Source organism: Mesorhizobium sp. M0088 (assembly GCF_040322895.1).
Classification (GTDB): domain Bacteria; phylum Pseudomonadota; class Alphaproteobacteria; order Rhizobiales; family Rhizobiaceae; genus Mesorhizobium.
Genome location: NZ_JAMYUI010000009.1, coordinates 1 through 20,749 on the forward strand (window position 1 = coordinate 1; position 20,749 = coordinate 20,749).

26 protein-coding genes, 3 tRNA genes and 1 pseudogene are annotated in these 20,749 nt (G+C 60.5%); 14 read left to right on the plus strand and 16 right to left on the minus strand.

Features of this window, described 5'->3' with window-relative positions; genetic code table 11:
* Positions 1 to 439 (minus strand): GTP-binding protein (locus NKJ67_RS12400; RefSeq protein ID WP_352581493.1); only part of this gene is annotated, 439 nt, incomplete at its 3' end.
* Positions 440 to 781: 342 nt separating this feature from the next.
* Between NKJ67_RS12400 and NKJ67_RS12405 the strand changes: the two genes are divergently transcribed.
* The 3 genes from NKJ67_RS12405 (at position 782) to NKJ67_RS12415 (ending at position 3,031) form a co-directional block, all read left to right on the plus strand.
* Complete coding sequence (locus NKJ67_RS12405; protein ID WP_352581494.1) at positions 782 to 1,879, plus strand: helix-turn-helix transcriptional regulator; 1,098 nt, start codon at positions 782 to 784, stop codon at positions 1,877 to 1,879.
* A gap of 12 nt (positions 1,880 to 1,891) precedes the next feature.
* Entirely contained in the window at positions 1,892 to 2,779 is an 888-nt protein-coding gene (locus tag NKJ67_RS12410; protein ID WP_352581495.1) for a DMT family transporter, read from the plus strand.
* A 114-nt stretch (positions 2,780 to 2,893) separates the two neighbouring features.
* On the plus strand, positions 2,894 to 3,031 hold the full coding sequence (locus NKJ67_RS12415; RefSeq protein WP_164749104.1) for a hypothetical protein: 138 nt from the start codon (positions 2,894 to 2,896) through the stop codon (positions 3,029 to 3,031).
* Positions 3,032 to 3,106: 75 nt separating this feature from the next.
* Here the strand turns inward: NKJ67_RS12415 and NKJ67_RS12420 are convergent, their stop codons facing one another.
* Complete coding sequence (locus NKJ67_RS12420; protein WP_127322984.1) at positions 3,107 to 3,364, minus strand: GlsB/YeaQ/YmgE family stress response membrane protein; 258 nt, start codon at positions 3,362 to 3,364, stop codon at positions 3,107 to 3,109.
* A gap of 132 nt (positions 3,365 to 3,496) precedes the next feature.
* Here NKJ67_RS12420 and NKJ67_RS12425 point away from each other — a divergent pair, with 132 nt between their 5' ends.
* Complete coding sequence (locus NKJ67_RS12425) at positions 3,497 to 3,967, plus strand: YidB family protein (protein WP_127268141.1); 471 nt, start codon at positions 3,497 to 3,499, stop codon at positions 3,965 to 3,967.
* 76 nt (positions 3,968 to 4,043) lie between these two features.
* Here the strand turns inward: NKJ67_RS12425 and NKJ67_RS12430 are convergent.
* Both NKJ67_RS12430 and NKJ67_RS12435 read right to left on the minus strand, forming a co-directional pair.
* Positions 4,044 to 4,117 (minus strand) — tRNA-Gly (locus NKJ67_RS12430).
* An 89-nt stretch (positions 4,118 to 4,206) separates the two neighbouring features.
* A tRNA-Tyr gene (locus NKJ67_RS12435) sits at positions 4,207 to 4,291 on the minus strand.
* Positions 4,292 to 4,489: 198 nt separating this feature from the next.
* Here NKJ67_RS12435 and rlmB point away from each other — a divergent pair.
* The gene (gene rlmB, locus NKJ67_RS12440) at positions 4,490 to 5,338 is read left to right on the plus strand and encodes a 23S rRNA (guanosine(2251)-2'-O)-methyltransferase RlmB (protein WP_023812090.1); all 849 of its coding nucleotides are present in this window, start codon (positions 4,490 to 4,492) and stop codon (positions 5,336 to 5,338) included.
* Positions 5,339 to 5,445: 107 nt separating this feature from the next.
* Here rlmB and NKJ67_RS12445 read toward each other — a convergent pair whose 3' ends face one another.
* From NKJ67_RS12445 to gcl, 3 genes are read right to left on the minus strand one after another with little or no spacing between them, the layout of a single operon-like run.
* Positions 5,446 to 6,363: a 2-hydroxy-3-oxopropionate reductase gene (locus tag NKJ67_RS12445; RefSeq protein ID WP_023812091.1), complete on the minus strand. Its 918-nt coding sequence runs from the start codon at positions 6,361 to 6,363 to the stop codon at positions 5,446 to 5,448.
* A gap of 33 nt (positions 6,364 to 6,396) precedes the next feature.
* On the minus strand, positions 6,397 to 7,200 hold the full coding sequence (otnI, locus tag NKJ67_RS12450; RefSeq protein ID WP_352581496.1) for a 2-oxo-tetronate isomerase: 804 nt from the start codon (positions 7,198 to 7,200) through the stop codon (positions 6,397 to 6,399).
* Between the two features lie 10 nt (positions 7,201 to 7,210).
* On the minus strand, positions 7,211 to 8,992 hold the full coding sequence (gene gcl, locus NKJ67_RS12455) for a glyoxylate carboligase (protein WP_352581497.1): 1,782 nt from the start codon (positions 8,990 to 8,992) through the stop codon (positions 7,211 to 7,213).
* A gap of 212 nt (positions 8,993 to 9,204) precedes the next feature.
* Here gcl and bhcR point away from each other — a divergent pair, with 212 nt between their 5' ends.
* Complete coding sequence (bhcR, locus tag NKJ67_RS12460) at positions 9,205 to 10,026, plus strand: HTH-type transcriptional regulator BhcR (protein ID WP_352581498.1); 822 nt, start codon at positions 9,205 to 9,207, stop codon at positions 10,024 to 10,026.
* 80 nt (positions 10,027 to 10,106) lie between these two features.
* Here the strand turns inward: bhcR and NKJ67_RS12465 are convergent, their stop codons facing one another.
* The 3 genes from NKJ67_RS12465 to NKJ67_RS12475 form a co-directional block, all read right to left on the minus strand.
* On the minus strand, positions 10,107 to 10,412 hold the full coding sequence (locus NKJ67_RS12465) for a BA14K family protein (protein ID WP_352581499.1): 306 nt from the start codon (positions 10,410 to 10,412) through the stop codon (positions 10,107 to 10,109).
* Between the two features lie 446 nt (positions 10,413 to 10,858).
* The gene (locus tag NKJ67_RS12470; RefSeq protein WP_023812096.1) at positions 10,859 to 11,074 is read right to left on the minus strand and encodes a hypothetical protein; all 216 of its coding nucleotides are present in this window, start codon (positions 11,072 to 11,074) and stop codon (positions 10,859 to 10,861) included.
* A 231-nt stretch (positions 11,075 to 11,305) separates the two neighbouring features.
* Positions 11,306 to 11,473 carry a hypothetical protein gene (locus NKJ67_RS12475; protein ID WP_352581500.1) on the minus strand — a complete coding sequence of 56 codons (168 nt, stop codon included), beginning with the start codon at positions 11,471 to 11,473 and terminating at the stop codon, positions 11,306 to 11,308.
* A 156-nt stretch (positions 11,474 to 11,629) separates the two neighbouring features.
* Here NKJ67_RS12475 and NKJ67_RS12480 point away from each other — a divergent pair.
* Positions 11,630 to 11,705, plus strand: a tRNA-Thr gene (locus NKJ67_RS12480).
* A 226-nt stretch (positions 11,706 to 11,931) separates the two neighbouring features.
* Here NKJ67_RS12480 and NKJ67_RS12485 read toward each other — a convergent pair.
* On the minus strand, positions 11,932 to 12,339 hold the full coding sequence (locus tag NKJ67_RS12485; RefSeq protein WP_352581501.1) for a response regulator: 408 nt from the start codon (positions 12,337 to 12,339) through the stop codon (positions 11,932 to 11,934).
* A gap of 74 nt (positions 12,340 to 12,413) precedes the next feature.
* Here NKJ67_RS12485 and NKJ67_RS12490 point away from each other — a divergent pair, with 74 nt between their 5' ends.
* The 3 genes from NKJ67_RS12490 to NKJ67_RS12500 all read left to right on the plus strand — a co-directional run bounded on the left by NKJ67_RS12490 (position 12,414) and on the right by NKJ67_RS12500 (position 13,835).
* A complete protein-coding gene (locus NKJ67_RS12490; protein ID WP_352581502.1) occupies positions 12,414 to 12,692 on the plus strand; it encodes a hypothetical protein in 279 nt (92 codons plus the stop codon).
* 168 nt (positions 12,693 to 12,860) lie between these two features.
* Entirely contained in the window at positions 12,861 to 13,586 is a 726-nt protein-coding gene (locus NKJ67_RS12495) for a Crp/Fnr family transcriptional regulator (RefSeq protein WP_352581503.1), read from the plus strand.
* A 9-nt stretch (positions 13,587 to 13,595) separates the two neighbouring features.
* Positions 13,596 to 13,835 (plus strand): DUF6894 family protein, encoded by a 240-nt coding sequence (locus NKJ67_RS12500; RefSeq protein WP_127291335.1) that lies wholly within the window; start codon positions 13,596 to 13,598, stop codon positions 13,833 to 13,835.
* 227 nt (positions 13,836 to 14,062) lie between these two features.
* Here the strand turns inward: NKJ67_RS12500 and NKJ67_RS12505 are convergent, their stop codons facing one another.
* Complete coding sequence (locus NKJ67_RS12505; RefSeq protein ID WP_127291337.1) at positions 14,063 to 14,302, minus strand: hypothetical protein; 240 nt, start codon at positions 14,300 to 14,302, stop codon at positions 14,063 to 14,065.
* Positions 14,303 to 14,851: 549 nt separating this feature from the next.
* Between NKJ67_RS12505 and NKJ67_RS12510 the strand changes: the two are divergent.
* A pseudogene (locus NKJ67_RS12510) lies at positions 14,852 to 15,260 on the plus strand (DUF983 domain-containing protein).
* A gap of 32 nt (positions 15,261 to 15,292) precedes the next feature.
* On the opposite strand, the gene NKJ67_RS12515 reads toward NKJ67_RS12510, so the two are convergent.
* Positions 15,293 to 15,436, minus strand: coding sequence for a DUF1515 family protein (locus NKJ67_RS12515; protein WP_352556259.1), 144 nt, complete (start codon positions 15,434 to 15,436; stop codon positions 15,293 to 15,295).
* A gap of 224 nt (positions 15,437 to 15,660) precedes the next feature.
* On the opposite strand from NKJ67_RS12515, the gene NKJ67_RS12520 reads away from it, so the two are divergent.
* The 3 genes from NKJ67_RS12520 to NKJ67_RS12530 all read left to right on the plus strand — a co-directional run bounded on the left by NKJ67_RS12520 (position 15,661) and on the right by NKJ67_RS12530 (position 18,966).
* Positions 15,661 to 16,044 carry a hypothetical protein gene (locus NKJ67_RS12520; RefSeq protein ID WP_352581504.1) on the plus strand — a complete coding sequence of 128 codons (384 nt, stop codon included), beginning with the start codon at positions 15,661 to 15,663 and terminating at the stop codon, positions 16,042 to 16,044.
* A 617-nt stretch (positions 16,045 to 16,661) separates the two neighbouring features.
* Entirely contained in the window at positions 16,662 to 17,366 is a 705-nt protein-coding gene (locus NKJ67_RS12525) for a Crp/Fnr family transcriptional regulator (RefSeq protein ID WP_352581505.1), read from the plus strand.
* A gap of 1,300 nt (positions 17,367 to 18,666) precedes the next feature.
* Positions 18,667 to 18,966 carry a DUF1236 domain-containing protein gene (locus NKJ67_RS12530; RefSeq protein WP_352581506.1) on the plus strand — a complete coding sequence of 100 codons (300 nt, stop codon included), beginning with the start codon at positions 18,667 to 18,669 and terminating at the stop codon, positions 18,964 to 18,966.
* Positions 18,967 to 19,169: 203 nt separating this feature from the next.
* Here the strand turns inward: NKJ67_RS12530 and NKJ67_RS12535 are convergent, their stop codons facing one another.
* The 3 genes from NKJ67_RS12535 to NKJ67_RS12545 all read right to left on the minus strand — a co-directional run bounded on the left by NKJ67_RS12535 (position 19,170) and on the right by NKJ67_RS12545 (position 20,723).
* A complete protein-coding gene (locus NKJ67_RS12535; RefSeq protein ID WP_352581507.1) occupies positions 19,170 to 19,400 on the minus strand; it encodes a hypothetical protein in 231 nt (76 codons plus the stop codon).
* 13 nt (positions 19,401 to 19,413) lie between these two features.
* The gene (locus tag NKJ67_RS12540; RefSeq protein WP_127330754.1) at positions 19,414 to 19,983 is read right to left on the minus strand and encodes a DUF2569 family protein; all 570 of its coding nucleotides are present in this window, start codon (positions 19,981 to 19,983) and stop codon (positions 19,414 to 19,416) included.
* Positions 19,984 to 20,108: 125 nt separating this feature from the next.
* Complete coding sequence (locus NKJ67_RS12545; protein WP_127396424.1) at positions 20,109 to 20,723, minus strand: TetR/AcrR family transcriptional regulator; 615 nt, start codon at positions 20,721 to 20,723, stop codon at positions 20,109 to 20,111.
* Positions 20,724 to 20,749 lie beyond the last annotated feature (26 nt).

The window sequence follows — 20,749 nt, forward strand, 5'->3', positions numbered from 1 at the left end:
GCTCGACCAGTTCGAGCAGCTCGGCGTCGTCGACCTGGTCGACCTTGTTGAGGAACACCACGATCGACGGCACGCCGACCTGACGGGCCAGCAGGATGTGCTCGCGGGTCTGCGGCATCGGGCCGTCGGCAGCCGACACGACCAGGATCGCGCCGTCCATCTGCGCGGCACCGGTGATCATGTTCTTCACATAGTCGGCGTGGCCGGGGCAGTCGACGTGAGCGTAGTGGCGGTTGGCCGTCTCGTATTCGACATGCGCCGTCGAGATCGTGATGCCGCGCGCCTTTTCCTCAGGAGCAGCGTCGATCTGGTCGTAGCGCTTGTATTCGCCAAAATACTTAGTGATCGCCGCCGTCAGCGACGTCTTGCCATGGTCGACGTGGCCAATCGTGCCGATGTTCACGTGAGGCTTGTTACGCTCGAATTTACCTTTTGCCATTGTCTCTTTCCTTGGACGGCCCGGATCTTCAGTTCGGTCGAAGACCTTCAGTTCAGTCGAATGCGGGGCGATTAGCGACAAAGGCCAAAAAACACAAGCGTCTTTTGGCCGGGTGCCGTCTCACTCAGTCCGAACCATCGATCCGATTGCGGGATGAGACGCAGATATAGGAAGGCGAACCGTCAAATGGAATGGGCGTTGCATACTGGATCCGAAGCCGAGGATCGGGCGCTTGTCGATATGGCGAATATCTGGTTTGCTCAGCCGATACAGGTCATTCATATCGCTAGCGTGATGGCTGGGCGGATCGTTCGTTCCCGTGCCGATTGAGGGGCAACTTTCATGGAAGATCTGATCGACCGAATCTACGAAGCCGCATTCGTGCCAGAGCTGTGGCCGGTGGTGCTTGACGGCTTGAGCACGATGTCGGGATCGGTAGGCGGCGCCTTGCTGGTCGCCAGCGAGGCTCATCCGCCGCGGTTTGCGGCATCGGCATCGATTATGGATGCGCTGATTGAATTCTCTTCCGACGCGTGGCGAAACAACGATCGTCCGTTGCGCTGGAAGCCTAGTGTCGATGGGTTTCTTCGCGACGTCGAACTCTTCAGTCCGGACGAATTGGAAACCGATCCGATGAGACACGAATTGATCAGGTACGGATTGGGCTGGCAAACCGGCATGGTCATACCGATGACCAATGGCGAGGTCGTGATCTACAGTGTGGAGCGTCGTCTGCAGGACGGTCCGCATGACCCAACCTCCATCGCCTCGCTCAACGTCCTTCGCCCTCATCTTGCCCGCGCCGGGCTTGTTGCGGCAAGGCTTGGCCTGGAGAGGGCGTTGGCCACCGTGTCGGCCTTGCAGAGCGTTGGGCTTCCCGCCGCAGTCATGTCGGCCGGCGGACAGGTGGTTGCCACCAACGGACTGTTCGATGCGTTGCCATCCGTTTTTCAGCCGCTGGCGTATGACGGCTTGGCAATCGGCGATCCGAAAGCCGATTTGCTGTTCCAGGAGGCAGTCAGGAGCACTTCGGCTGCCATCGTGCCAATCGTCAGGTCCATTCCCGTTCGCCAGACGATCGATCAGCCCGCTGTCGTCCTGCATGTGTTGCCGCTTCGCCGATCGGCAAGGGACATATTCGCAGGTGCAAACATCCTTGTCGTTGCAGCGTCGATCCGCATGGGCAACCAAGAGCCGTCGCCGCAAATTCTGAGCGCGCTCTTCGATCTGTCTCCGGCCGAGGCAAAGCTTGCCGCATCGCTGGTATCCGGCCGTCCGCTGAAAGCGGCGGCACTTGACCACGGGATCACGGTCAAAACCGCCCGTACCTACCTTGAGCGCGTCTTCTACAAGACCGGCACCGGCCGTCAGAGCGAATTGGTGGCGTTGTTGAGCGGCGCTGCCCCATTGGCACCTCTTGCCGCCACCACCCGCCTCTGATCTTGTGGCCGGATGCATTTCATCCCTGCCTCTATCCGCGGCCCGCTGTTCATGATCGTCTCGACGGGGTCGTATCTCGTCAACGACACGATGATGAAGCTCGCGACGGCAGGCCTGCCGTCCTACGAAGTGTTGTTTCTGCGCGGTGCCGCGGCAGCCCTCTGGGGCTTCCCGCTGTTGTTCGCGCTGGGCTACGGCAAGCAGATCCCGCTGATCTTCGACAAGCGCGTCCTGAGCCGGAACATGCTCGAGCTGGCGGCGATCCTTTGCTATGTCGTCGCGCTCGCCAACATGCAGATCGCCGATTCTACCGCGCTCGGACAGATCACGCCGCTCTTGATGCTGGTCGGCTCCTCGATCCTGTTTGGCGAGCGTATCGGCGGCCGGCGCATGGCGCTGATCGGGCTCGGCTTCGTTGGAGCGCTGATGGTGGCGCAGCCGACCATGCAAGGCATTTCGGTCTACGCCTTGCTGGCGCTCGGCAATGCCACATTTGCGGCGGCGCGCGACCTTGCCGGCCGGCGGGTCGCGGCCGAGGTGCCGGGGATGATCGTGGCGATTTCCGCGGTCGTGGTGGTGCTGATCGGCGCCGGCGCCGCGCATCTGGTTTCCGAGCGTTGGGTCATGCCCGGGGCACATCACCTGCTGCTGATGGCCGGCGCCGGATTTTTCCTGATCTTCGGCCATTTCTTCATCTTCATGGCCTATCGCATCGGACCGACCAGCGCCGTGGCGCCGTTCTACTATTGCTTCACCGTCTGGGCGGTCATTTCCGGCCTGCTGGTGTTCGGGCAATTCCCCAACGCGCTGGCGATCTGCGGCATCCTGCTGGTCATCGGCAGCGGGCTGACCATCGTGTCGCTGGATCAGCGTCAGCGCCGGCTGGCCGTCGTGGCGTAACCTTGGCACCCAGGCAGGTGCTCACGAGGCGTTGCCGGGCCGAAAAAGATCGTCTAATCGGCGAAGCAACGTTCGATCGACGACGACATGATCAATCAGCCAGCGGAGTTCCCCGTGACCGATTTTGACCAAAACAACAACTCCGACGCCGAGCACAAGGCCGCTATCCGCAAGTCGCTTGTCGGCTGGGCGGTGTTCATCGCCGGAACGCTGATCTTTTTCGTCGCCGCCGATGCAGTGCTGATGCCATAGACGAGCCGCTGCACGTACCGGCCTGAAGCCGGTCTTGCCTTCAGAAACTCGAAACCTCAGACGATCCGCAGGCGCCTAAAGCGTCCGCCTTGCGCTGAACTGATGGTAGGCCCACAGAACGACCACCGCGCCGATGACGGCAACGATCAGGCTGTAGATGTTGAGGCCGGTGACGCCTGACGCGCCGAAGGCACTGAAGATCAGACCGCCGACAATGGCGCCGACGATGCCCAGCACGATGTCCATTACGACACCCTGGCCGGTCTTGTTGACGATCTTGCTGCCTATGAAGCCGGCGACCACGCCGAGAATGATCCAGCTGATGATACCCATTTTTTCCTCTCCATCCCCTCGCCAGCCGAACATTTTCATAGGATTGTCAAAACCTCAAGCCAGCTTGAAATTCCGCCCGAATGCTTCATTGTTGAGGAGGGGTCGGGCCTTGGTCGCTATGGAGGATCCACTATGGGACTTTTTGACAATGCCGTTCCCGGCGGCAACATCACCAAACCCCTGATGATCGCGCTCGGCGCATTGCTGGTCGGCAAGATGCTGAGCGGCAGAAGTGCCGAAGCGCCAGAACAGTCTCCCGCGCCCGCTCCGACCGCCCCCGTTCCCGTCCCGACGGAAACCACATCCGCCGATGGTGGCCTGGCTGGCGGCTTGGGCGGCCTGCTCGACAAGCTCAGAAATGCCGGCCACGGCAATGCCGCCGACTCCTGGGTCGGCACCGGGCAGAACCAGCCGATCAACGCCAACGATCTTGGCGCCGCGATCGGACCGCAGATCATTCGCGAGATCGCGCAACGGACCGGGCTGGACGAGCAGGAACTGCTCAAGCAACTGTCCACCGCCCTGCCCGGCATCGTCGACAGACTGACGCCGAACGGCCAGGTGCCGCAGCAGCACCAGGTCGCCACCGCGTTCAACAGCTGAGGCGGCACGGCCACGACAATTGGAGCGCTGCGCCTCGTGCGCAGTGTCTCGGCTTGCCGGTGATGGGATGAGTGTCTGGAGCGGGTAGCGGGAATCGAACCCGCATATTCAGCTTGGAAGGCTGCTGCTCTACCACTGAGCTATACCCGCGCCTTACCTGAAGTACCGGATTCATCCGAAAAGCGCCATGCACTTTTCGGTCCGATTCTTGTCGCGTTTCAGGGCTTCCGGGCCGGCAGTGGTGGAGAGGGTTGGATTCGAACCAACGTAAGCTAAGCTAACGGATTTACAGTCCGTCCCCTTTAACCACTCGGGCACCTCTCCAGTCTGCCGCCGGAGCCATGCAACGAGGCATTCACGCCGATCCGGACCCGAGTTATGTGTTCTCCGAAACCAGCGCAGCGCCTTATGGCGGCAAGCCCATTGGGTGTCAACCGCGCAACCATGGTTTTTCGTTTCTGTTCGCCGGCTGTGACGGCGGGCCATATCCTTGGCCGGAGGACACAGCTATAGAAGCCAGCCATGAGCGACAAAACCAACACCCCCAAAGACACCCATTACGCCAAGCTGCGCCGCGCCTATCGCGACGAGAAAAGCGGCGGCGCGCCGGCGTTCCGGCCCCGACAGCCGGTTCCGCCGGGCGAAAATGCCGCGGATGGCCTGGTGCGGCTCTACGGCCTGCACACCGTGCGCGCCGCACTCGACAATCCGCGCCGCAAGATTAGGAAGATGCTGGTGACGCGCAACGCGGCCGAGCGCCTCGAAATCGCCGATCTCGCCGCCCTGCCCTTCAAGACCGAACTGGTCGAACCCAGGGACATCGACAAGATCACCGGGTCGGACGCCGTGCATCAGGGTGTGCTGATCGAGGCCGAGCCGCTGAAAGCCAAGCGGCTCGATGCGCTTGGCGACGCGAAGCTGGTGCTGGTGCTCGACCAGATCACCGACCCGCACAATGTCGGCGCTATCCTGCGCTCGGCGGTCGCCTTCGGCGCCGGCGCGCTGATCACCACAGCCCGCCACAGCCCGCAGGAATCGGGCGTGCTGGCGAAATCCGCCTCCGGCGCGCTGGAGCACATCGACCAGATCGAGGTGAAGAACCTCGCCGACGCACTCGGCCAGTTGCACGAGGCCGGCTTCCGCACCATCGGACTTGATTCGGACGCGCCGGCCGAACTCGAAAAGAGCTTTGCCGGAGAAAAGATCGCCTTGGTGCTGGGCGCCGAAGGCAAGGGCCTGCGCCAGAAGACGCGCGAGACGGTGACCACGCTGGCGCGGCTCGACATGCCCGGCGCCATCCATTCGCTCAACGTGTCGAATGCCGCGGCGATCAGCCTTTACGTGGCGCGGGCGTTTTTGAAGCGCGGCTAAGCCAAAAATATCTCGAAACGAGAAACGGGTTCCGACAGACGCCGGAACCCGTTCTTCGACGGGCCAAGAGTTTGCGGCTTGGGAACGTTGCGCCGCCCTCTCCTGACCTATGCCGCTTTGCCCTTGGCGTCGGCTGCCTCGCTGCCGACCTCGAAATTGGCCATCCGCTCCAGCGCCCTGACCAGCGCCGAATGATCCTCCTTGGCGCCGCCATTGGCCGCGCAGGAATTGAACAGCTGCTGAGTCGTCGAGGTGTTGGGCAAGGAAACGCCGAGCGCCTTCGCGCCCTCCAGCGCGAGGTTCAGATCCTTCTGGTGCAGTTCGATGCGGAAACCAGGCGCGAAGGTGCGCTTGACCATGCGCTCACCATGCACTTCCAGAATGCGCGAAGCCGCCAGCCCGCCCATCAGCGCCTGCCTGACCTTGGCCGGGTCGGCGCCAGCTTTCGATGCAAAAACAAGCGCTTCGGCGACGGCTTCAATGGTCAACGCGACGACGATCTGGTTGGCCACCTTGGTGGTCTGGCCAACCCCGTTCGGCCCGACCAGGGTGATGTTCTTGCCCATCTTCTCGAAGACGGGCTTGGCGCGCTCGAACGGCTTTTCCTCGCCGCCGGCCATGATGGTCAGCGACGCCGCCTTGGCGCCAACCTCGCCGCCCGAGACCGGTGCATCGAGATAGTCGCAGCCGAGATCGTTGATCTTCTTTGCGAAGATTTTGGTCTCGATCGGCGAGATCGAACTCATGTCGATGACCAGCTTGCCCTTGGCCAGGCCGGACGCGACGCCATTGTCGCTAAACAGCACATCGGCCACCTGCGGAGTGTCGGGCACCATCAGGATGATGATGTCGGCAGCTTTGGCCACGGCGGCGTGGCCGGTGACGGTCTTCAGGCCTTTGGCGACGAGATCGGCCGGCGGCTTGGAGCGATGGTCGCTGGCGATGACCTTGTAACCCGCGTCCAGCAGATGCCCCGCCATCGGCGCGCCCATGATGCCGAGGCCGATGAAGCCGATGGTTTCCATTGTGGTTCTCCAAATGACTGTGTGAAACGCCCCCTAGTGCTTACGCCGCAGCACTTCCCTGCCCGGCCAACTCCGAAGCCACCCCAAGCCAGCCTCCGTCCCGGCCTTCGGCTTGTACTCAGCCCCGACCCATCCGGCATAACCGATGCGGTCGATATGCTCGTAGAGGAAGGGATAATTGATCTCGCCCGTCCCCGGCTCGTGACGGCCGGGATTATCCGCAAGCTGAATATGCGCGATGCGGCCAAGGTTAGCCTCGATGGTCCGGGCGAGATCCCCCTCCATGATCTGCATGTGATAGATGTCGTATTGCAGGAACAGGTTTTTCGAGCCGACGCGATCGATCAGCGCCGAGGCCTGATCGGAATAGTTGAGGAAGAAGCCCGGAATATCGCGCGTGTTGATCGGCTCGATCAGCAGCCTGATGCCGGCCTGCTCCAGCTTTTCCGCCGCGAAGGCGAGGTTTTCGGCAAAGACATCCTCCAGCACCTTGCGGTCGGCGCCCGCCGGCGCGATGCCGGCCAGGCAATTGACCTGCTGGCAGCCGAGCGCCTGCGCATAGGCGATCGCCTTGGCGATGCCCTGGCGGAATTCCGGCACACGGTCCGGCAGCACCGCAATGCCGCGTTCGCCCTTGCCCCAGTCGCCGGCCGGAAGATTGAACAGCACCTGGGTCAGACCGTTCTTCTTCAGCCGGGCCGCGACGACATCGGGCGCATGGTCGTAGGGGCCGATATATTCGACGCCCTTGAAGCCGGCGCGAGCGGCGGCATCGAAACGGTCGAGGAACTCATGCTCGCCAAAGAGCATCGAAAGATTGGCTGAAAACCGCGGCATTCTTTTTCTCCTAATCCAACATCACGATCGCTGTCGGCGCATCTTCCTGATGTTCGGCAAGCTCCTCGAATTCGGTGATCTTGTCGATCTCGGTACCCATCGAGATGTTGGTGACGCGTTCGAGGATGAATTCGAGCACGACCGGAACCCGGTGCTCCTTCATCAGCCGCTGCGCCTCCTTGAAGGCACCAGCGAACTCTTCGGGCTTGCGCACCCTGATCGCCTTGCAGCCCATGGCCTCGGCGACGGCAACGTGGTCGACGCCGTAGCCGGCCTCGGGATCGCCTGACCGGTTGATGTTCTCGAAGGCAAGATCGACCTCGAAATCCATCGAGAAACCACGCTGCGCCTGGCGGATCAGGCCGAGATAGGCGTTGTTCACGACGACATGCAGATAGGGCAATTTGTGCTGTGCGCCGACCGCCAGTTCCTCGATCATGAACTGGAAATCATAGTCGCCCGACAGCGCCACGATGGTGCGGTCCGGGTCGGCGGCGCGAACGCCAAGGGCCGCCGGCAAGGTCCAGCCGAGCGGGCCGGCCTGGCCGCAATTGATCCAGTTGCGCGGCTTGTAGACATGCAGGAACTGCGCGCCGGCAATCTGCGACAGGCCGATCGTGGTGACATAGGTGACGTCGCGGCCGAACGCCTTGTTCATCTCCTCATAGACACGCTGCGGCTTCAGCGGCACCTGGTCGAAATGCGTCTTGCGCTTCATCGTCTTCTTGCGGGCCTGGCATTCCTTCGCCCAGATCGACCAGTCGCGCAGCTTGCCCGCCGTCTTCCATTCGGTGGCGACGTCGAGCAGCATCTTCAGCGCCGCGCCAGCATCCGAGACGACGCCGAGATCCGGCGCGAAGACGCGGCCGATCTGCGTCGGCTCGATGTCGACATGGATGAATTTTTTGCCCTTTGTATAAACGTCGACCGAGCCGGTGTGGCGGTTGGCCCAGCGGTTGCCGATGCCGAAGACGAAGTCGGCTTCCAGCATCGTCGCATTGCCATAGCGGTGCGAGGTCTGCAGCCCGCACATGCCGGCCATCAGCCGATGGTCGTCGGGGATCGCGCCCCAGCCCATCAAGGTCGGGATGACCGGCACGCCTGAAATTTCGGCGAATTCGATGAGCAGATCCGATGCATCGGCGTTGATGATGCCGCCGCCGGCGACGATCAGCGGCTTTTCGGCGGCGTTGAGCATCGTCAACGCCTTTTCGGCCTGGGCGCGTGTCATGGCCGGCTTGAACGGCGTCAACGGCTCATAGGCGTCGATGTCGAATTCGATTTCGGCGAGTTGCACGTCGACCGGCAGGTCGATCAGCACCGGGCCGGGACGTGACGAGCGCATCAGGTGAAACGCCTTCTGCAGCGCCATGGGGACGAGATAGGGTTCCATGACGGTGACCGCCCATTTGGCGACCGGCGCGGCAATGGCTGATATGTCGACGGCCTGGAAATCCTCCTTGTTCAGCCGCGCCCGCGGCGCCTGACCGGTGATGCACAGGATCGGAATGGAATCCGCGGCGGCCGAATAGAGCCCGGTGATCATGTCGGTGCCGGCTGGACCCGAAGTGCCGATGCACAGGCCGATATTGCCCGCCTTGGCGCGGGTGAAACCTTCCGCCATGTGCGAGGCGCCCTCGACGTGACGGGCAAGCACATGGCGGATCGTGCCCCTCGCCTTCATTGCCGAATAGAACGGATTGATCGCCGCGCCCGGCACGCCGAAAGCGCAGGAAATGCCTTCCTTTTCGAGAACGAGAACCGCGGCATCGACAGCGCGCATCCTGGCCATTTTCCAGCCCTCCACGGGTTTGTCATTGTTGGATTGGCCAAGATGTCAGCACGCCGGTTATTTTTCAATTTTTTCAGAATATTTTTTCATTTCTAGAAAACGGCAGCTATATGCTGATTTTGTTGGATTTTCCGTTTTCCAGGAATTCATCCCTTCGATCGAGTGAAAAACTTTTTCATTGTGTGTTGGCGAAATCGGCTGAGAATGGCGCCATGGAAACGACCGAAAAACGCCAGCGCGGCCGGCCGCGCGCTTTCAACGGGCCATCGGAGGCCAGCTCGGTGCAGTCGCTCGACAGGGCGTTGCGCATCCTGGCCATTGTCGCGGAAGGCAGCGGCCTGTCGCTGAGCGAGATCTCTGCGCAGAGCGGCCTTGCCGCCTCCACCGCCTACCGCATGCTGACGACGCTGCAAAACCACGGCATGGTCGAATTCGACACATCAGACCAGCTCTGGTCGATCGGCGTCGAGACCTACCGCATGGGCGCGGCCTTCCTGCGCCGCCGCAAACTGGTCGACCGCGCCCGTGTCGTCATGCAGGAGCTGATGGAAAGAACCGGCGAGACGGCCAATCTCGGCGTCGCCGAGGACGATTGCGTGGTCTTCGTCAGCCAGGTCGAGACGCACCAGGCGATCCGCGCCTTCTTCCGGCCGGGCACGCGCAGCCCCTTTCATGCGTCGGGCATCGGCAAGGCGGTGCTGGCGCATCTCGAGCCGGAGCGCGTCGGAACCATCCTGCGCAAGGCAGGCCTGCAGCGCTTCACCGACAGGACGCTGTCCGACATTTCGGCGCTTGCCCACGATCTGGCGCGGATCAAGCTGCGCGGCTGGTCGGTCGACGACGAGGAGCGGCACCCCGGCATGCGTTGCGTGGCAGCCGCCATCTTCAACGAATTCGGCGAGCCGATCGGCGGCGTTTCGGTGTCGGGACCAACGGTGCGGGTGACGCCGGAGCGGCTGGCCGAGATCGGCCCGCTGGTGCGCGATGCCGCCGCCGAGGTGACCAGGATGATTGGCGGCATCAGGGCGCCCTGACGGTCCGATCGTTTCAAGCACAGCGAAAAGAGGGGCTGCGGGGGCGCCCCTCTTCTGGCTGATTGAAACGCCACCTCCTCTCAGAGACGGCAGTAGTGGCGATAGCCGTCATGGCCGAGATAGGTGTCGGAGTCGACGTCGTAGCTGGCGTAGCGGTCATAGCAGCGGCGGACGTGCCATGAGCCGCCGCCTTCGTCGACATAGACGGTGCGCGGCTGGGCGAGCAGGCTGCCGAGGACAAAGCCGCCGACGCCGGCCGCAATGCCGATGCCGATTTCGCGGTTGTGGTGATGGCTGTGGGCGGCCGAGGGCTGGACGGTGCCGGCCAGCGTGGCGGCGGCAACTGCAGTGGCGATGAGGCCGGAAACGAGTGTGCTCTTGAACATGACGATCTCCTTGCTTCGTTGACCGAGGCGATCCATCCGCCTCTTGATCATCTGTCGTCGCGGCCAGGAAAAAGGTTCGAATCTTTTTTCGATTTTTCTGCGATCGGGGAAATCGGATCGACCGAGGTCATGCTGACGGCGACCTTGCGAGAGCTTGGCGAAGAAGTTGATGCGGCTGATCTCCCCCCTTGCGGGGGAGATGCCCGGCAGGGCAGAGGGGGTGCTGTCCCGCCAGCTTGTCAACCAATCAGGGCGAGGCAACCGCACGGACAAAATAGAGAAAGTTCATGGGGAAGCCGGTGATCCTTCACACCCCCCTCTGTCCTGCCGGACATCTCCCCCGCAAAGGGGGAGATCGGCAGCTTTGCCGTCCCCACTTCACAAAGTGATCGCCCAACGCGAAAAGGGCGACCGAAGCCGCCCTCTTGGAAGAATGGGTCCCTCCATCAAAGGAAAATGATTACCCTGCCATGCCTGTGGTGATGGTTGTGGTGATGGTTGTAGTGCTTCCACCAGTACTTCTTGAAGTGCTTCTTGTGATGGTTGTAGTTGTGGTGATGGCCGTGCATGCCATGGGCTGACGACGTGCCGACAGTGCCGGCGAGCGCGCCGGTGGCGACGAAGATGGCGACGAGGCCTGAGGTAAGAGTGCGCTTGAACATGATGATCTCCTGGATCCTTGATCGAGGCGACCCATTCGCCCCTGAGCATCAGTCGGCGCGACGCGGCAAAAGGTTCGAAAGGTTTTGCAGATTTTTTGTGGAGCGGCGGCCGGGGACGAGGGAATAGGTCCTGGGAATTAGGGATTGGGGAAACGCAGACTACGGGTTGCGACTCCCCTACTGCCTACTCCCTACTCCCTACTCCCTACTCCCTACTCCCTCTCTTCACCCTCATCCCATGCCGGTGACGTGACGCAGCCAAAACGCCAGCGCGATGAAACCGACGATGGTGGTCACGCCGGTCCAGTCGACATTGGCCTTCTTCACATCGCTGATAATCTTCACCAGCAGCATCCAGGCCACGAAGACGATAGGGAGAATGATGACAAGTCTGATCATGCGACACCCCTGCGCGAAGCGATTGCACCTTCCCTAGATGTAGGAAGCAATCCGGCGCTTTTCAGGATGCCCTGCCCCGACAGCGCATGGGACATGCCGGGGAAAAACGGAGTTTTGTCTTTACTGGCGCAACAAATATGCTAACCGGAGCGCCGTGCCCTTGTAGCTCAGCTGGTAGAGCAGCGGTTTTGTAAACCGAAGGTCGGCGGTTCGATTCCGTCCGGGGGCACCAGCACAGTGCGAATGGCAGCGCCGCGCGGCCGCGTGCAACCATTGATCGCTTTCTGCATTGTTACCCGCATAACGAGCGGAGATAGCAACAATGTGGATCTTGGCGGCTGTTTGTATTGGGTTCGCGTTAGCCTTGTCTCTGGGGTGGGCTATGGGGCTTTCGAAGTAGGTGCACATAGTGATCCGCCCACTGAAGCAGTATTCGCCTTCCAATACGCCGACTTGCTCTAATGAGAGGGTTCGCCTCCGTTCGCTGCTGTTGGGTGTTGCTGATTGAGCAGTGTCGACAGCGCCGTAATAATCTGGGGGAGGAAGAATGGCTTGACGATCATCACGCTGTCTGGGACGCCTTCAGACCCCCACAAATCCGCACTATTGCCGCTGATGTAGACCACAGGTAGGCTTGAGTTGCCTCGCCTTACATGCCTGGCTATTTCCCACCCAGATTCTCCTGAGCCGAGGCGAATGTCCGTAAGGAGGCCGGCGAACTTGCTTGGATCCTCATCAAACGCCTCCACGGCGGCTTCGGCATTCGGCACTCCTACGACGAGAAAGCCAGCTTCCTGCAAAGCTGTTTCAAGGTCGAGCAGGATCAGGGGTTCGTCTTCGACGACCAGAATAGCAATGTCGCTCATGAGGCCCCCTACATCGGCCAAAGCAACGGCGGGACAGAACTTTAGTTCCATCTAAAGGGTAACTTGGATGTGATATGGCTTGGTATGAAACCAACCTACGCCTCGCTTTTGACCCGCCTATGAACGCCATTGACACCGTGCTGAATGACCTGGAGCTAGCACGTGCCCTGCGCGCCAGCCTTGCGCATGAGCGGGCCCGAATGCGTGCGCTGCTCGACGATATTGCTCATGTTCGCATGGAAGTCAGAGACGCCGCCGCAATCCGGTTTCATGTGCGTTCTTCACCCGACGACAAAAAGTTCTTACGGTTTGAAGAGGCCAGCGCGCCGTGTCTCTTCCCGCCCGCAACATAGCAGCGGAGCCATTGTACGAATCGTACCCAACGGCTGGTTAGACGTTTAAATGTAGCCTTTGATCGATTTCAGGAGGATAAATCTCCATCGCCTGCTAACTTTTTGGGCGCAGGCGACTGAGAGATAGCTGAGGTGCGGTGCTCTTGCCCCAAACTGGGAGGCGAGAGCGTGGCTCAGCTTCATCAACCACACATCCGTAATCGGCTACTGACGTCTTTGTCGCCAGATGACTTCGCGCTCATCGCGCCGCATCTCGAACCGGTCACGTTGGGGGCCCGCGAACACTTGTTCAAAGCGGAGCAGCAGATCACGCATGTAACCTTCCCGGAACGAGGGATTGCCTCGATTGTCGCCGACACCGAGGAAGGACGGTTTGAGGTAGGCATGGTCGGATCAGAGGGCCTCGCGGGAATTTCTGTCGTGCTCGGCGTCGACCGCACGCCTCACACCTGCATGGTTCAGGCTGCGGGTGAAGCATTCCGTATCGGGGCGGTCGAGCTTCAGGCGGCGATGGACCACAGCGCCACGCTGCGCGAGCTTCTTCTTCGCTTCGTGCATACCTTCATCGTGCAAGTCAGTCAGACCGCGTATGCCAATGCTGGCTACTCCATCGAGGAGCGGCTGGCGCGCTGGCTGCTTATGACCCATGATCGGCTGGAACAGGACGACATGCCTGTAACGCATGAGTTCATGAGCATCATGCTGGGCGCGCGTCGCCCCGGTGTGACCCTTGCGGTGCAGATGCTGGAGGGCGTCGGTGCGATCAAGAACACGCGTGGTCAGATCCTGCTGAAGGATCGCGCCAAGCTGGAATCGATCGCAGGACAGGCCTATGGTTATGCCGAGAGGGAATACTCGAACGTGTTCCAGTTCCCCATCAAGCGAGAGCAATGAGAGGGGCACTTGCGCTACTTCATGAACGTGCGCTGCCGGGGAAGGCTAATCCCCGACCACGAGGGCGACGAACTGGCCGATGACAGCGCCGTGCACGGCCATGCATTGGCGAACGCGCGTGATCTCGTTTTCAACACTCGCATGGACACGATGCGCAGTTGGTTCGACTGCAGCTTCGAAGTCACGGACGAGAGCGGCAGAACGGTGCTCGTGATGCCGTTCAGCGAGGTGGTTGAGGATCGGTTCTGAACTGCCACCCGCTGCCCCATTCACGGCAGCAGCGGGCGTGTCCAAGGAGGACGTGCCGGGAGGGCGGTCCCTGCCAAGCCATAACCATTAGCATTACCTGATGTTCCATCAAGTAGGCCCGGACCACTTGGGTGAGTACCGATGCGGGTCCGACCAAGGTTGCCCTTTCTTCGACCAGCAGCGCGGGGCGCGCTGCCGCTAAGAACCCCTAAATCATCGGGCAGCCCTCATGTCCCTTCATTGGTAAGCGGTCTCGGCCGCACAATGTTCAAATCAAACTTGGTTGGCAGGTCGGGTCCCGTATTGTGAATGGCGGTGGTCGTCATTCGATGGACGGGCGGGATGATTACCATCCGGACGTTTCGTTCAGGCCAGAGCGGCTTTCCGAAGATCAGGAACGCGACTGCTATCAGGACGGCGACCAAACCCGCTGCAAATGCGTTCGCAATGATCTGGCCAAGCTGCATGCGCTCTCCGTGAATGATTACCCGCCACGCCAAGCGAGCCGTGGCGGGTAATCAACGAACCGGCGATGAAGGGACGATGATCGACGGCCACGTTCCAAATGTCGAAAAGGCTGTGTTGTTTCAGGGGTCAGACCTTTGCGCCTCGGCATCGGGCTTTAGTCGGACCCAAACAAGGCCTTGGCGGTTGCGTCATTGGCAGAGGGTTGGCGTAGCAGCGTCAACGCGAAGGCCCGTCACTGATCAGCAATGACGGGCCCTGCCTCGAGACCACTTGGCCGGGGGGCTAAGCCAAGCTAACAACCAAACTTCATTTTCAGAACCAGGTTCCCTTGACCAAAAATCGGAGTTTCAGTGGGGCCGCCCCCACTTCCGGGCAGAGGCGGACCGGCCGGGGCTTGGGTGCCTCGACCGGCAGCGGGCACGCTGCCGCTTTTTCCAACCCGCATTGGTAGTTCGTCGAGCTCCCGCCTCCTGTCCTGGATGACATCGCGCTAAGGGCGCCCATCCACAGCGGACCGGAACTATGCCGAGTCTGCCGCGTTGCCGGTCATGACTGACTACAACGAAACCACAAACCCGATCCTGACCGGTTTCAAGGGCCAGTGCCCACGGTGTCAGCAGGGACACCTGTTCGCAGGTTACCTGAAGCTTGCTCCACGTTGTGATGTCTGTGGGCTCGATTTTTCCTTTGCCGACCCGGCTGATGGGCCTGCATTTTTCTCAATGTCGATCCCTTGCCTTTGCTCTTTGGCTTCAGTTGCGGTTCGAGCCACCTTTCTGGATACACATTCTCACAAGCCTGCCCCTGACCATCGGGGCATGCATATTGTTGCTTCGACCACTTAAAGGCTGGCTCGTGTGTTCTCAATATTTCCACAAGGCAGCAGAAGGTTCGATTGACCGAGATTGGCATGCCGCTGAGGCCGACCGCCAAAGGTTGGAGCCGCACGGTAAATAGATGAGGCATTGGCCCCTGCCGCGTGATATCAATCACCCGCCCCGCAGCACGCGCCAGATATCCGCCCAATAGGCTGTGACAAGCGAGGCCGGCGCCGCCGCAGCCATGCCAGTGACGCCCAAGGCCCCCAGGCCCATCAACTTCCAACGGGTGACCTCGGCAGTTACCGGCTTCACGCCCGTAATATCCCGTTGAGCTTGGTAACAGCGGATTCCATGAGCGAACGCGAATGCACGTCTTGTTTGAACAGCTTACTCACGCCCGAATGCTCGTTAGAGACGCCGCCGCGATCCGCGCCCATCTGCGCGCGGCCCTTGCGTATCAAACCGTACGTTGAATCCTTCTTGGGTCACGCGTGAGAAGAGAGTAAATAAATCCCTTCGCAGCAAGGGAGGCCGCGATGGTTGAAACGCATATGGAAGTCGCACGCGCGGCTATCGAAACCAGCTTTCGGTTGCGGCACCATTCCCTGGCCGGAACTGCCTCGTTTCGCCGGGATATGGATCACTCCCGACGCGCAATCGAGGCCTCGCGCGAACTGCTCAAGGGCCTTCGCCAACGTCACCGCGATGACCTGGCCCGAGGTTGGGAAGATCCGGATCCAGATCCTGTTGCCGTCTCGGCCTTCGATGCCGACATTCTCCGCTCTGCATTTCGAAACCTGGTAAGGGAAACAAGCGTTCCCGCGTGTGAATGGCGCCACCTGGCTGAAAGCTTGGTCCGCGAATATGTCGGGTGCGAGCAGGTTGACGCAGGCTTGTTGGACTGGATTACCCACAAGTAGTCACCGCTTGGATAAATCGCGTACCGACGCAAAACAGCCCGTTCCGCCCACATTGCCGGTGACACGAAACGGGCTGCGGAAGCCGGCATGCGGTGCTTCCTGCAATCCAACTTTGGACGCGCACGGATGTTCCGTTAGCTTCTGCTGAAAAGCGGGTACATCCTGCTGCTGTGGCCATTCGACAGTCGCAGGTAGAGTAGACCCGCCGCTCCATTTGCGAAGCGACGGGCTCTCGCCCACCCCATACCCGTCAAAGCAATTTAGATGCCAAATTGTTTGACCCGTTATGGAGCACAGCCTTCGCCTTGCCAGTCGGTCCTGCCAGTCGCCTTCTCGTCGCTCTACCTCGACATCGATAACCATGCACATCATGCCGGCGTTGGCCGCGATCACGAAATTGTCGGATTCGTACGAAGCAGAGTTCTGTACGATTCCAACCCTTTAACTTTGTACACCCCTGTTTTGTAATTCGGCGGCTGGGGGGACGCCGTGCATCAGGTCGCATTTCACTGTCAATCGCGCGCCAGAGGGCGTATCTTCTCCAAATCGTCTGCACGTGTTTACGGGCGCGGACGGCAGGGAGATTGGAAAGCTCTTGCCCCAAGCGGGATTGAGCTATGACCAATCCAGAGAACGCTTCCTATAAGAACCAATTGTTGCGTCGGCTTAACCCTGGTGACCTGGGGCTTTTGCAGCCACACCTTGGACTGTGTGACCTCGAGCTGAAAATGACCTTGGAGAAAGCCGATTCGGAGATCGAGACGGTTTACTTCATGGAAGACGGCATTGCCTCCGTGGTCGCGACGGCTTCAGGTAAGGAGGCCGAGGTAGGTCTTGTCGGCTTTGAGGGAATGACCGGTTCCGCGCTCGTGATGGGCGCTGACTATGCGGCGCATCAATGTTACATTCAGTCGCCCGGCAGCGCTTTCAGGATCGGAACCGAGCCCTTCAAGGAGGCCCTTGCGAACAGCCCAACGTTGCGCCTGTTCCTGTTGCGCTATGTCCACTACTTCCACATCCAGACCAGCTATACGGCCCTGATCAACGCAAAATCAAACCTTGAAGAGCGGTTGGCGCGCTGGCTTCTGATGTGTGACGATCGGGTCCACGGCGAACGCCTTGCGATCACCCACGAGTTTCTCGCCGTCATGCTTGGAGCAAGACGCCCAGGGGTTACCGTTGGACTGCAAGTGCTGGAAGGGCGCGGTTTCATCTATTCTCGACGTGGCGAAGTGCATATCAGGGACCGCAGCGGCCTTGCGGCTTGCGCAAATGGCACCTACGGCAAACCGGAGGCCGAGTATGCGCGGCTGGTTGGATGAGAGCGCTTTCCCAGCACGCCGGACGTGGACCACTATAATAGGTGGTTCCAGACACTTGTGCCTCGCGCCAGCAAAACAGCCCGTCCCCATATTGCCGATACAGGAAACGGGGTGCGGAAGCCGCGATGCGATGCTCCCGCAATTCAACTTTGGACGCGCATGGATGTTGCGTTAGCTTCTGCAGACATGCTGCAGTCAGCCGCCGCGATACCGAAAGCCGTTCATATCCCGTGGGTCAGTACAAGGTAAATGGCGGGGACTAACATCAACCAGCCGCCCATTCCTAGAACCACCAAAATGGCCATGCGCTCTGTTCGCCTGACAAGGTCGGCAATGTTTTCCTCGTCCGGCAACGAGACGGCGTCCGCAAACCCGGGCGCATGATCATCATTGTCATTTCCCGGTTGGTTTGCGCTGCCACTCTCATTCGATCTCTGGACCAATGTCATTGTTATCGTTCACCAAAGAATCCAAGCGGCCCGTTCTCGGCGCGTGAGCCGGAACGGGCCAAGGCGGAAAACTAGTTAAAATCGAAGGACGACCGAAGGACCACGTCGGCGGTAGCACCGGACGCGGCGGCGACCATGCCGCCAGTAACTGCGGCAAACCCGTCTCCAGCCTCGCCGGCGGCGGCGGTGGGGACGGTGGTGCCAGTCCCGATGGTAGACTTGCTGCACTTCTGCCTGTGCATCTTCGTCAAAGGTCGCTGTTTGTGGCGTCTCAAGTTCATCGAGGATGCCGCGTCCGGCTCCTGGAACACCCGCCATTGCGTCGATTGGGCGGACAGCGCTTGCAAGGGCCGCTGCCCCGGCAACACCAAACATTGCAGTCAAGAAGGATCGCCGATCCATAATAAACCTCCCAAGGTACATGAGCTAGAAAGCGCGCGCTGCCGAATGAGCAGCCCAGCGCACGGTGAAATACAGGACCCGCCAGCCGCCAAAAGCGGCTCACGGGTCCTATCCGCGCAGGAAGGGACGTAGCTGCGCCGATCCAAGCCATGTCAGCCAAGGACTATTCCCATCACCAGGAAGGTGATGGCTGTTGCCAAAATCGGTGCGAGCAACCATCGCGCCTGGCCGACACTTTTTTCCACTGTTTCTCTCCGAATTCGGAGAGACAACAACCTTTAGGCCTAAGCCGTTCCGCCTACTCCCAACGGGTAAGACCATTGCGTTTGCCAATCAGACTTTGGTCCTGCGCGGGTTCAGCCAGAAGCCCGTATGAGGAACGTTTGGCCTGGCGACGTGTTCGGGTGGCCAGCCGATCGTGCTGCCGCCAGGTTAAGAGGAGAAAAACAATGAGGATGCACCTAAGCAGCGCCGCTGCGGCGCTCTTGCTGCTGGCCAGCGTCGGCGCGGTTGCGGCACAGGATGTGGTTATCACACAGAAACAGGACACCGTCGTGCGCGAATACGTGAAGAAGCAACCCTTGGCTTCTGTGAAGCTTCCGGGGGTGGAGCTGAACGTCGGCACGGCTCTGCCAGACACGGTCGAGCTCCACGAGGTTCCCAACGTCAAATACCGCTATACTGTGGTCGATAACCGAACGGTTCTGGTGGACCCGAGCACACGCAAGATTGTGAAAGTCTACGACTGAAACTTCGAACCGGCCACGCCCGCCGGCAGGGATGGCGGCGGGTTGTGCTCGTCAATCGCCACTGAATCGGACAATGAAAATGATGAGCCCTGAAGTCGAGACGTCGCAAGCCCTCGTGGCGCGCCTGGCTGATCTCCAGGCGAAAGCGCGGGCAGCACCTATAAACGAGGCCGAAATAAAGACCTTCCAAAAGCTCGCAGCCGTCACGGACGACAGCTGCGGTCATTCGGCTCGGGATTTGGCCATTCCAGGTTCGATGACGACATAGTGGTGCACGAGGTCACACCCTGATCGCCGCCGCCAAAATCCAGTTCTGCCTGCGGATCGCCGCGCGCAGCTCCGGGTATCTTCGCCGCGTCGCGCTTCACGAACTCGATGAACATCATGTCATTGAAGATCAGTTCGTCGAGCCCCGATGCTCCAAAATATCCCAAATTGGGCTGCCTTCTATGACGCGCTCGCAACCTGGGCGGATGCCCCAATCCTGGTGAACGTGTTCCGCACCCTGACAGACTTGTAGACGTAGGCGACCCAGAGCCCTGTCACCACAAACGAGACTATGGGGGCCACCAGCGCATCGCCTGCGAGCACCAGGCTCACCGGAACGCCCAGAACTGACGCAACCCAGATCGTGTCCAGGATAAACACGACGGGAATCGCCAGCCACTGGAGCAGAAACAATTGCGGAAAGCGGCGGCTACGCCGCAGCATCGAAACGAGCACAACCAGCTGAAGCGCCAGAAACGCCAGATTGAGGGCAACCTCGCCATACACCGCCAGCGGCCCATTCGAGAGGGTCATGAGTTGCTGGTAGCCGTCGGTCGAATTGGCGAAGTCGGCAAGCGTCCGCAATGGTGACACTGCCTGACCGATAGCCAGCAGCATCAGCCAGCCGCCGAAGCCCACAAGAGCCTCAGGATTCTGTGACGGCTTCGCGGCTGATCGAACGGCAAGGAAAACAGGCACACCGATCAACAGCAGCAAGATCGCCCAATGCCAGACTGAAAACGTCCCCATTTACCCCTCCCCCTATTATGCCCTCCTAGGTTGTACCAGATTTCAAACTCAACTCAAGAGGCGACCCGCGTCTGAAACCAGGTCTTATGCGGAAGCGACGCTTTCTCCTGCCTGCTCCTGACGTGTCACACCCCAATCGCCGCCACCAATATCCTATTCTGCCTCCGTATCGCCGCGCGCAGTTCCGGTATCTTCGCCGCGTCACGCTTCACGAATTCGATGAACATCATGTTCATGTTGTTGAAGATCAGTTCGCCGAGCGCTGCACCGTCGATGTCCTGGCGCACCAGGCCAATCTCCTGCAGCCGGGCGATCAGGGCGCGGATCTGTTCGGTCAGGGCGCGGTCGAGCGCGGTGTAGGCCTGGCCGAACGGGCTGTCGGGCAGTTGCGTCGAGATTGCCATCGCCTGCCGCCACATCTCCTTGCTGAGATAGTGCAGCGAGTGCTCGATATAGATGCCGACCAGCGTGTCCAGCGCGTCGCCGACATTGGCCGGCGGCTTGGCGACGACGCCTTGCCCGGCATTCAGCACCTCGTTGACCTCCAGCGAGACGATGGCGCCGAGGATGTCACCCTTGTTCTCGTAGTAGTTGTAGATCGTCCCGACAGAGACCTCGGCCTGCGCGGCGATCGCCTCGATCTTGGCGCCTTCGTAGCCGGCCTCGCGAAACAGTTCGGCCGCCGCCTCGATGATACGCCGGTGCCGGTCCGCCTTTTGCCTAGCCCGCAATCCGCTCATTCCCAGCCTCTTGCCACAAAAACAGA

What these genes read in the sequence shown, in the direction of transcription:
- NKJ67_RS12445 (WP_023812091.1), bottom strand. Translation starts at nt 6,363, where the DNA reads ATGGAAACCATCGGCTTCATCGGCCTCGGCATCATGGGCGCGCCGATG.
- NKJ67_RS12540 (WP_127330754.1), bottom strand. Translation starts at nt 19,983, where the DNA reads ATGGGGACGTTTTCAGTCTGGCATTGGGCGATCTTGCTGCTGTTGATC.
- NKJ67_RS12530 (WP_352581506.1), top strand. Translation starts at nt 18,667, where the DNA reads ATGAGGATGCACCTAAGCAGCGCCGCTGCGGCGCTCTTGCTGCTGGCC.
- NKJ67_RS12485 (WP_352581501.1), bottom strand. Translation starts at nt 12,339, where the DNA reads ATGAGCGACATTGCTATTCTGGTCGTCGAAGACGAACCCCTGATCCTG.
- NKJ67_RS12525 (WP_352581505.1), top strand. Translation starts at nt 16,662, where the DNA reads ATGACCAATCCAGAGAACGCTTCCTATAAGAACCAATTGTTGCGTCGG.
- gcl (WP_352581497.1), bottom strand. Translation starts at nt 8,992, where the DNA reads ATGGCCAGGATGCGCGCTGTCGATGCCGCGGTTCTCGTTCTCGAAAAG.
- NKJ67_RS12410 (WP_352581495.1), top strand. Translation starts at nt 1,892, where the DNA reads ATGCATTTCATCCCTGCCTCTATCCGCGGCCCGCTGTTCATGATCGTC.
- NKJ67_RS12425 (WP_127268141.1), top strand. Translation starts at nt 3,497, where the DNA reads ATGGGACTTTTTGACAATGCCGTTCCCGGCGGCAACATCACCAAACCC.
- NKJ67_RS12470 (WP_023812096.1), bottom strand. Translation starts at nt 11,074, where the DNA reads ATGTTCAAGCGCACTCTTACCTCAGGCCTCGTCGCCATCTTCGTCGCC.
- bhcR (WP_352581498.1), top strand. Translation starts at nt 9,205, where the DNA reads ATGGAAACGACCGAAAAACGCCAGCGCGGCCGGCCGCGCGCTTTCAAC.
- NKJ67_RS12475 (WP_352581500.1), bottom strand. Translation starts at nt 11,473, where the DNA reads ATGATCAGACTTGTCATCATTCTCCCTATCGTCTTCGTGGCCTGGATG.
- NKJ67_RS12505 (WP_127291337.1), bottom strand. Translation starts at nt 14,302, where the DNA reads ATGCAGCTTGGCCAGATCATTGCGAACGCATTTGCAGCGGGTTTGGTC.
- NKJ67_RS12420 (WP_127322984.1), bottom strand. Translation starts at nt 3,364, where the DNA reads ATGGGTATCATCAGCTGGATCATTCTCGGCGTGGTCGCCGGCTTCATA.
- NKJ67_RS12405 (WP_352581494.1), top strand. Translation starts at nt 782, where the DNA reads ATGGAAGATCTGATCGACCGAATCTACGAAGCCGCATTCGTGCCAGAG.
- otnI (WP_352581496.1), bottom strand. Translation starts at nt 7,200, where the DNA reads ATGCCGCGGTTTTCAGCCAATCTTTCGATGCTCTTTGGCGAGCATGAG.
- NKJ67_RS12520 (WP_352581504.1), top strand. Translation starts at nt 15,661, where the DNA reads ATGGTTGAAACGCATATGGAAGTCGCACGCGCGGCTATCGAAACCAGC.
- NKJ67_RS12465 (WP_352581499.1), bottom strand. Translation starts at nt 10,412, where the DNA reads ATGTTCAAGAGCACACTCGTTTCCGGCCTCATCGCCACTGCAGTTGCC.
- rlmB (WP_023812090.1), top strand. Translation starts at nt 4,490, where the DNA reads ATGAGCGACAAAACCAACACCCCCAAAGACACCCATTACGCCAAGCTG.
- NKJ67_RS12545 (WP_127396424.1), bottom strand. Translation starts at nt 20,723, where the DNA reads ATGAGCGGATTGCGGGCTAGGCAAAAGGCGGACCGGCACCGGCGTATC.
- NKJ67_RS12490 (WP_352581502.1), top strand. Translation starts at nt 12,414, where the DNA reads ATGGCTTGGTATGAAACCAACCTACGCCTCGCTTTTGACCCGCCTATG.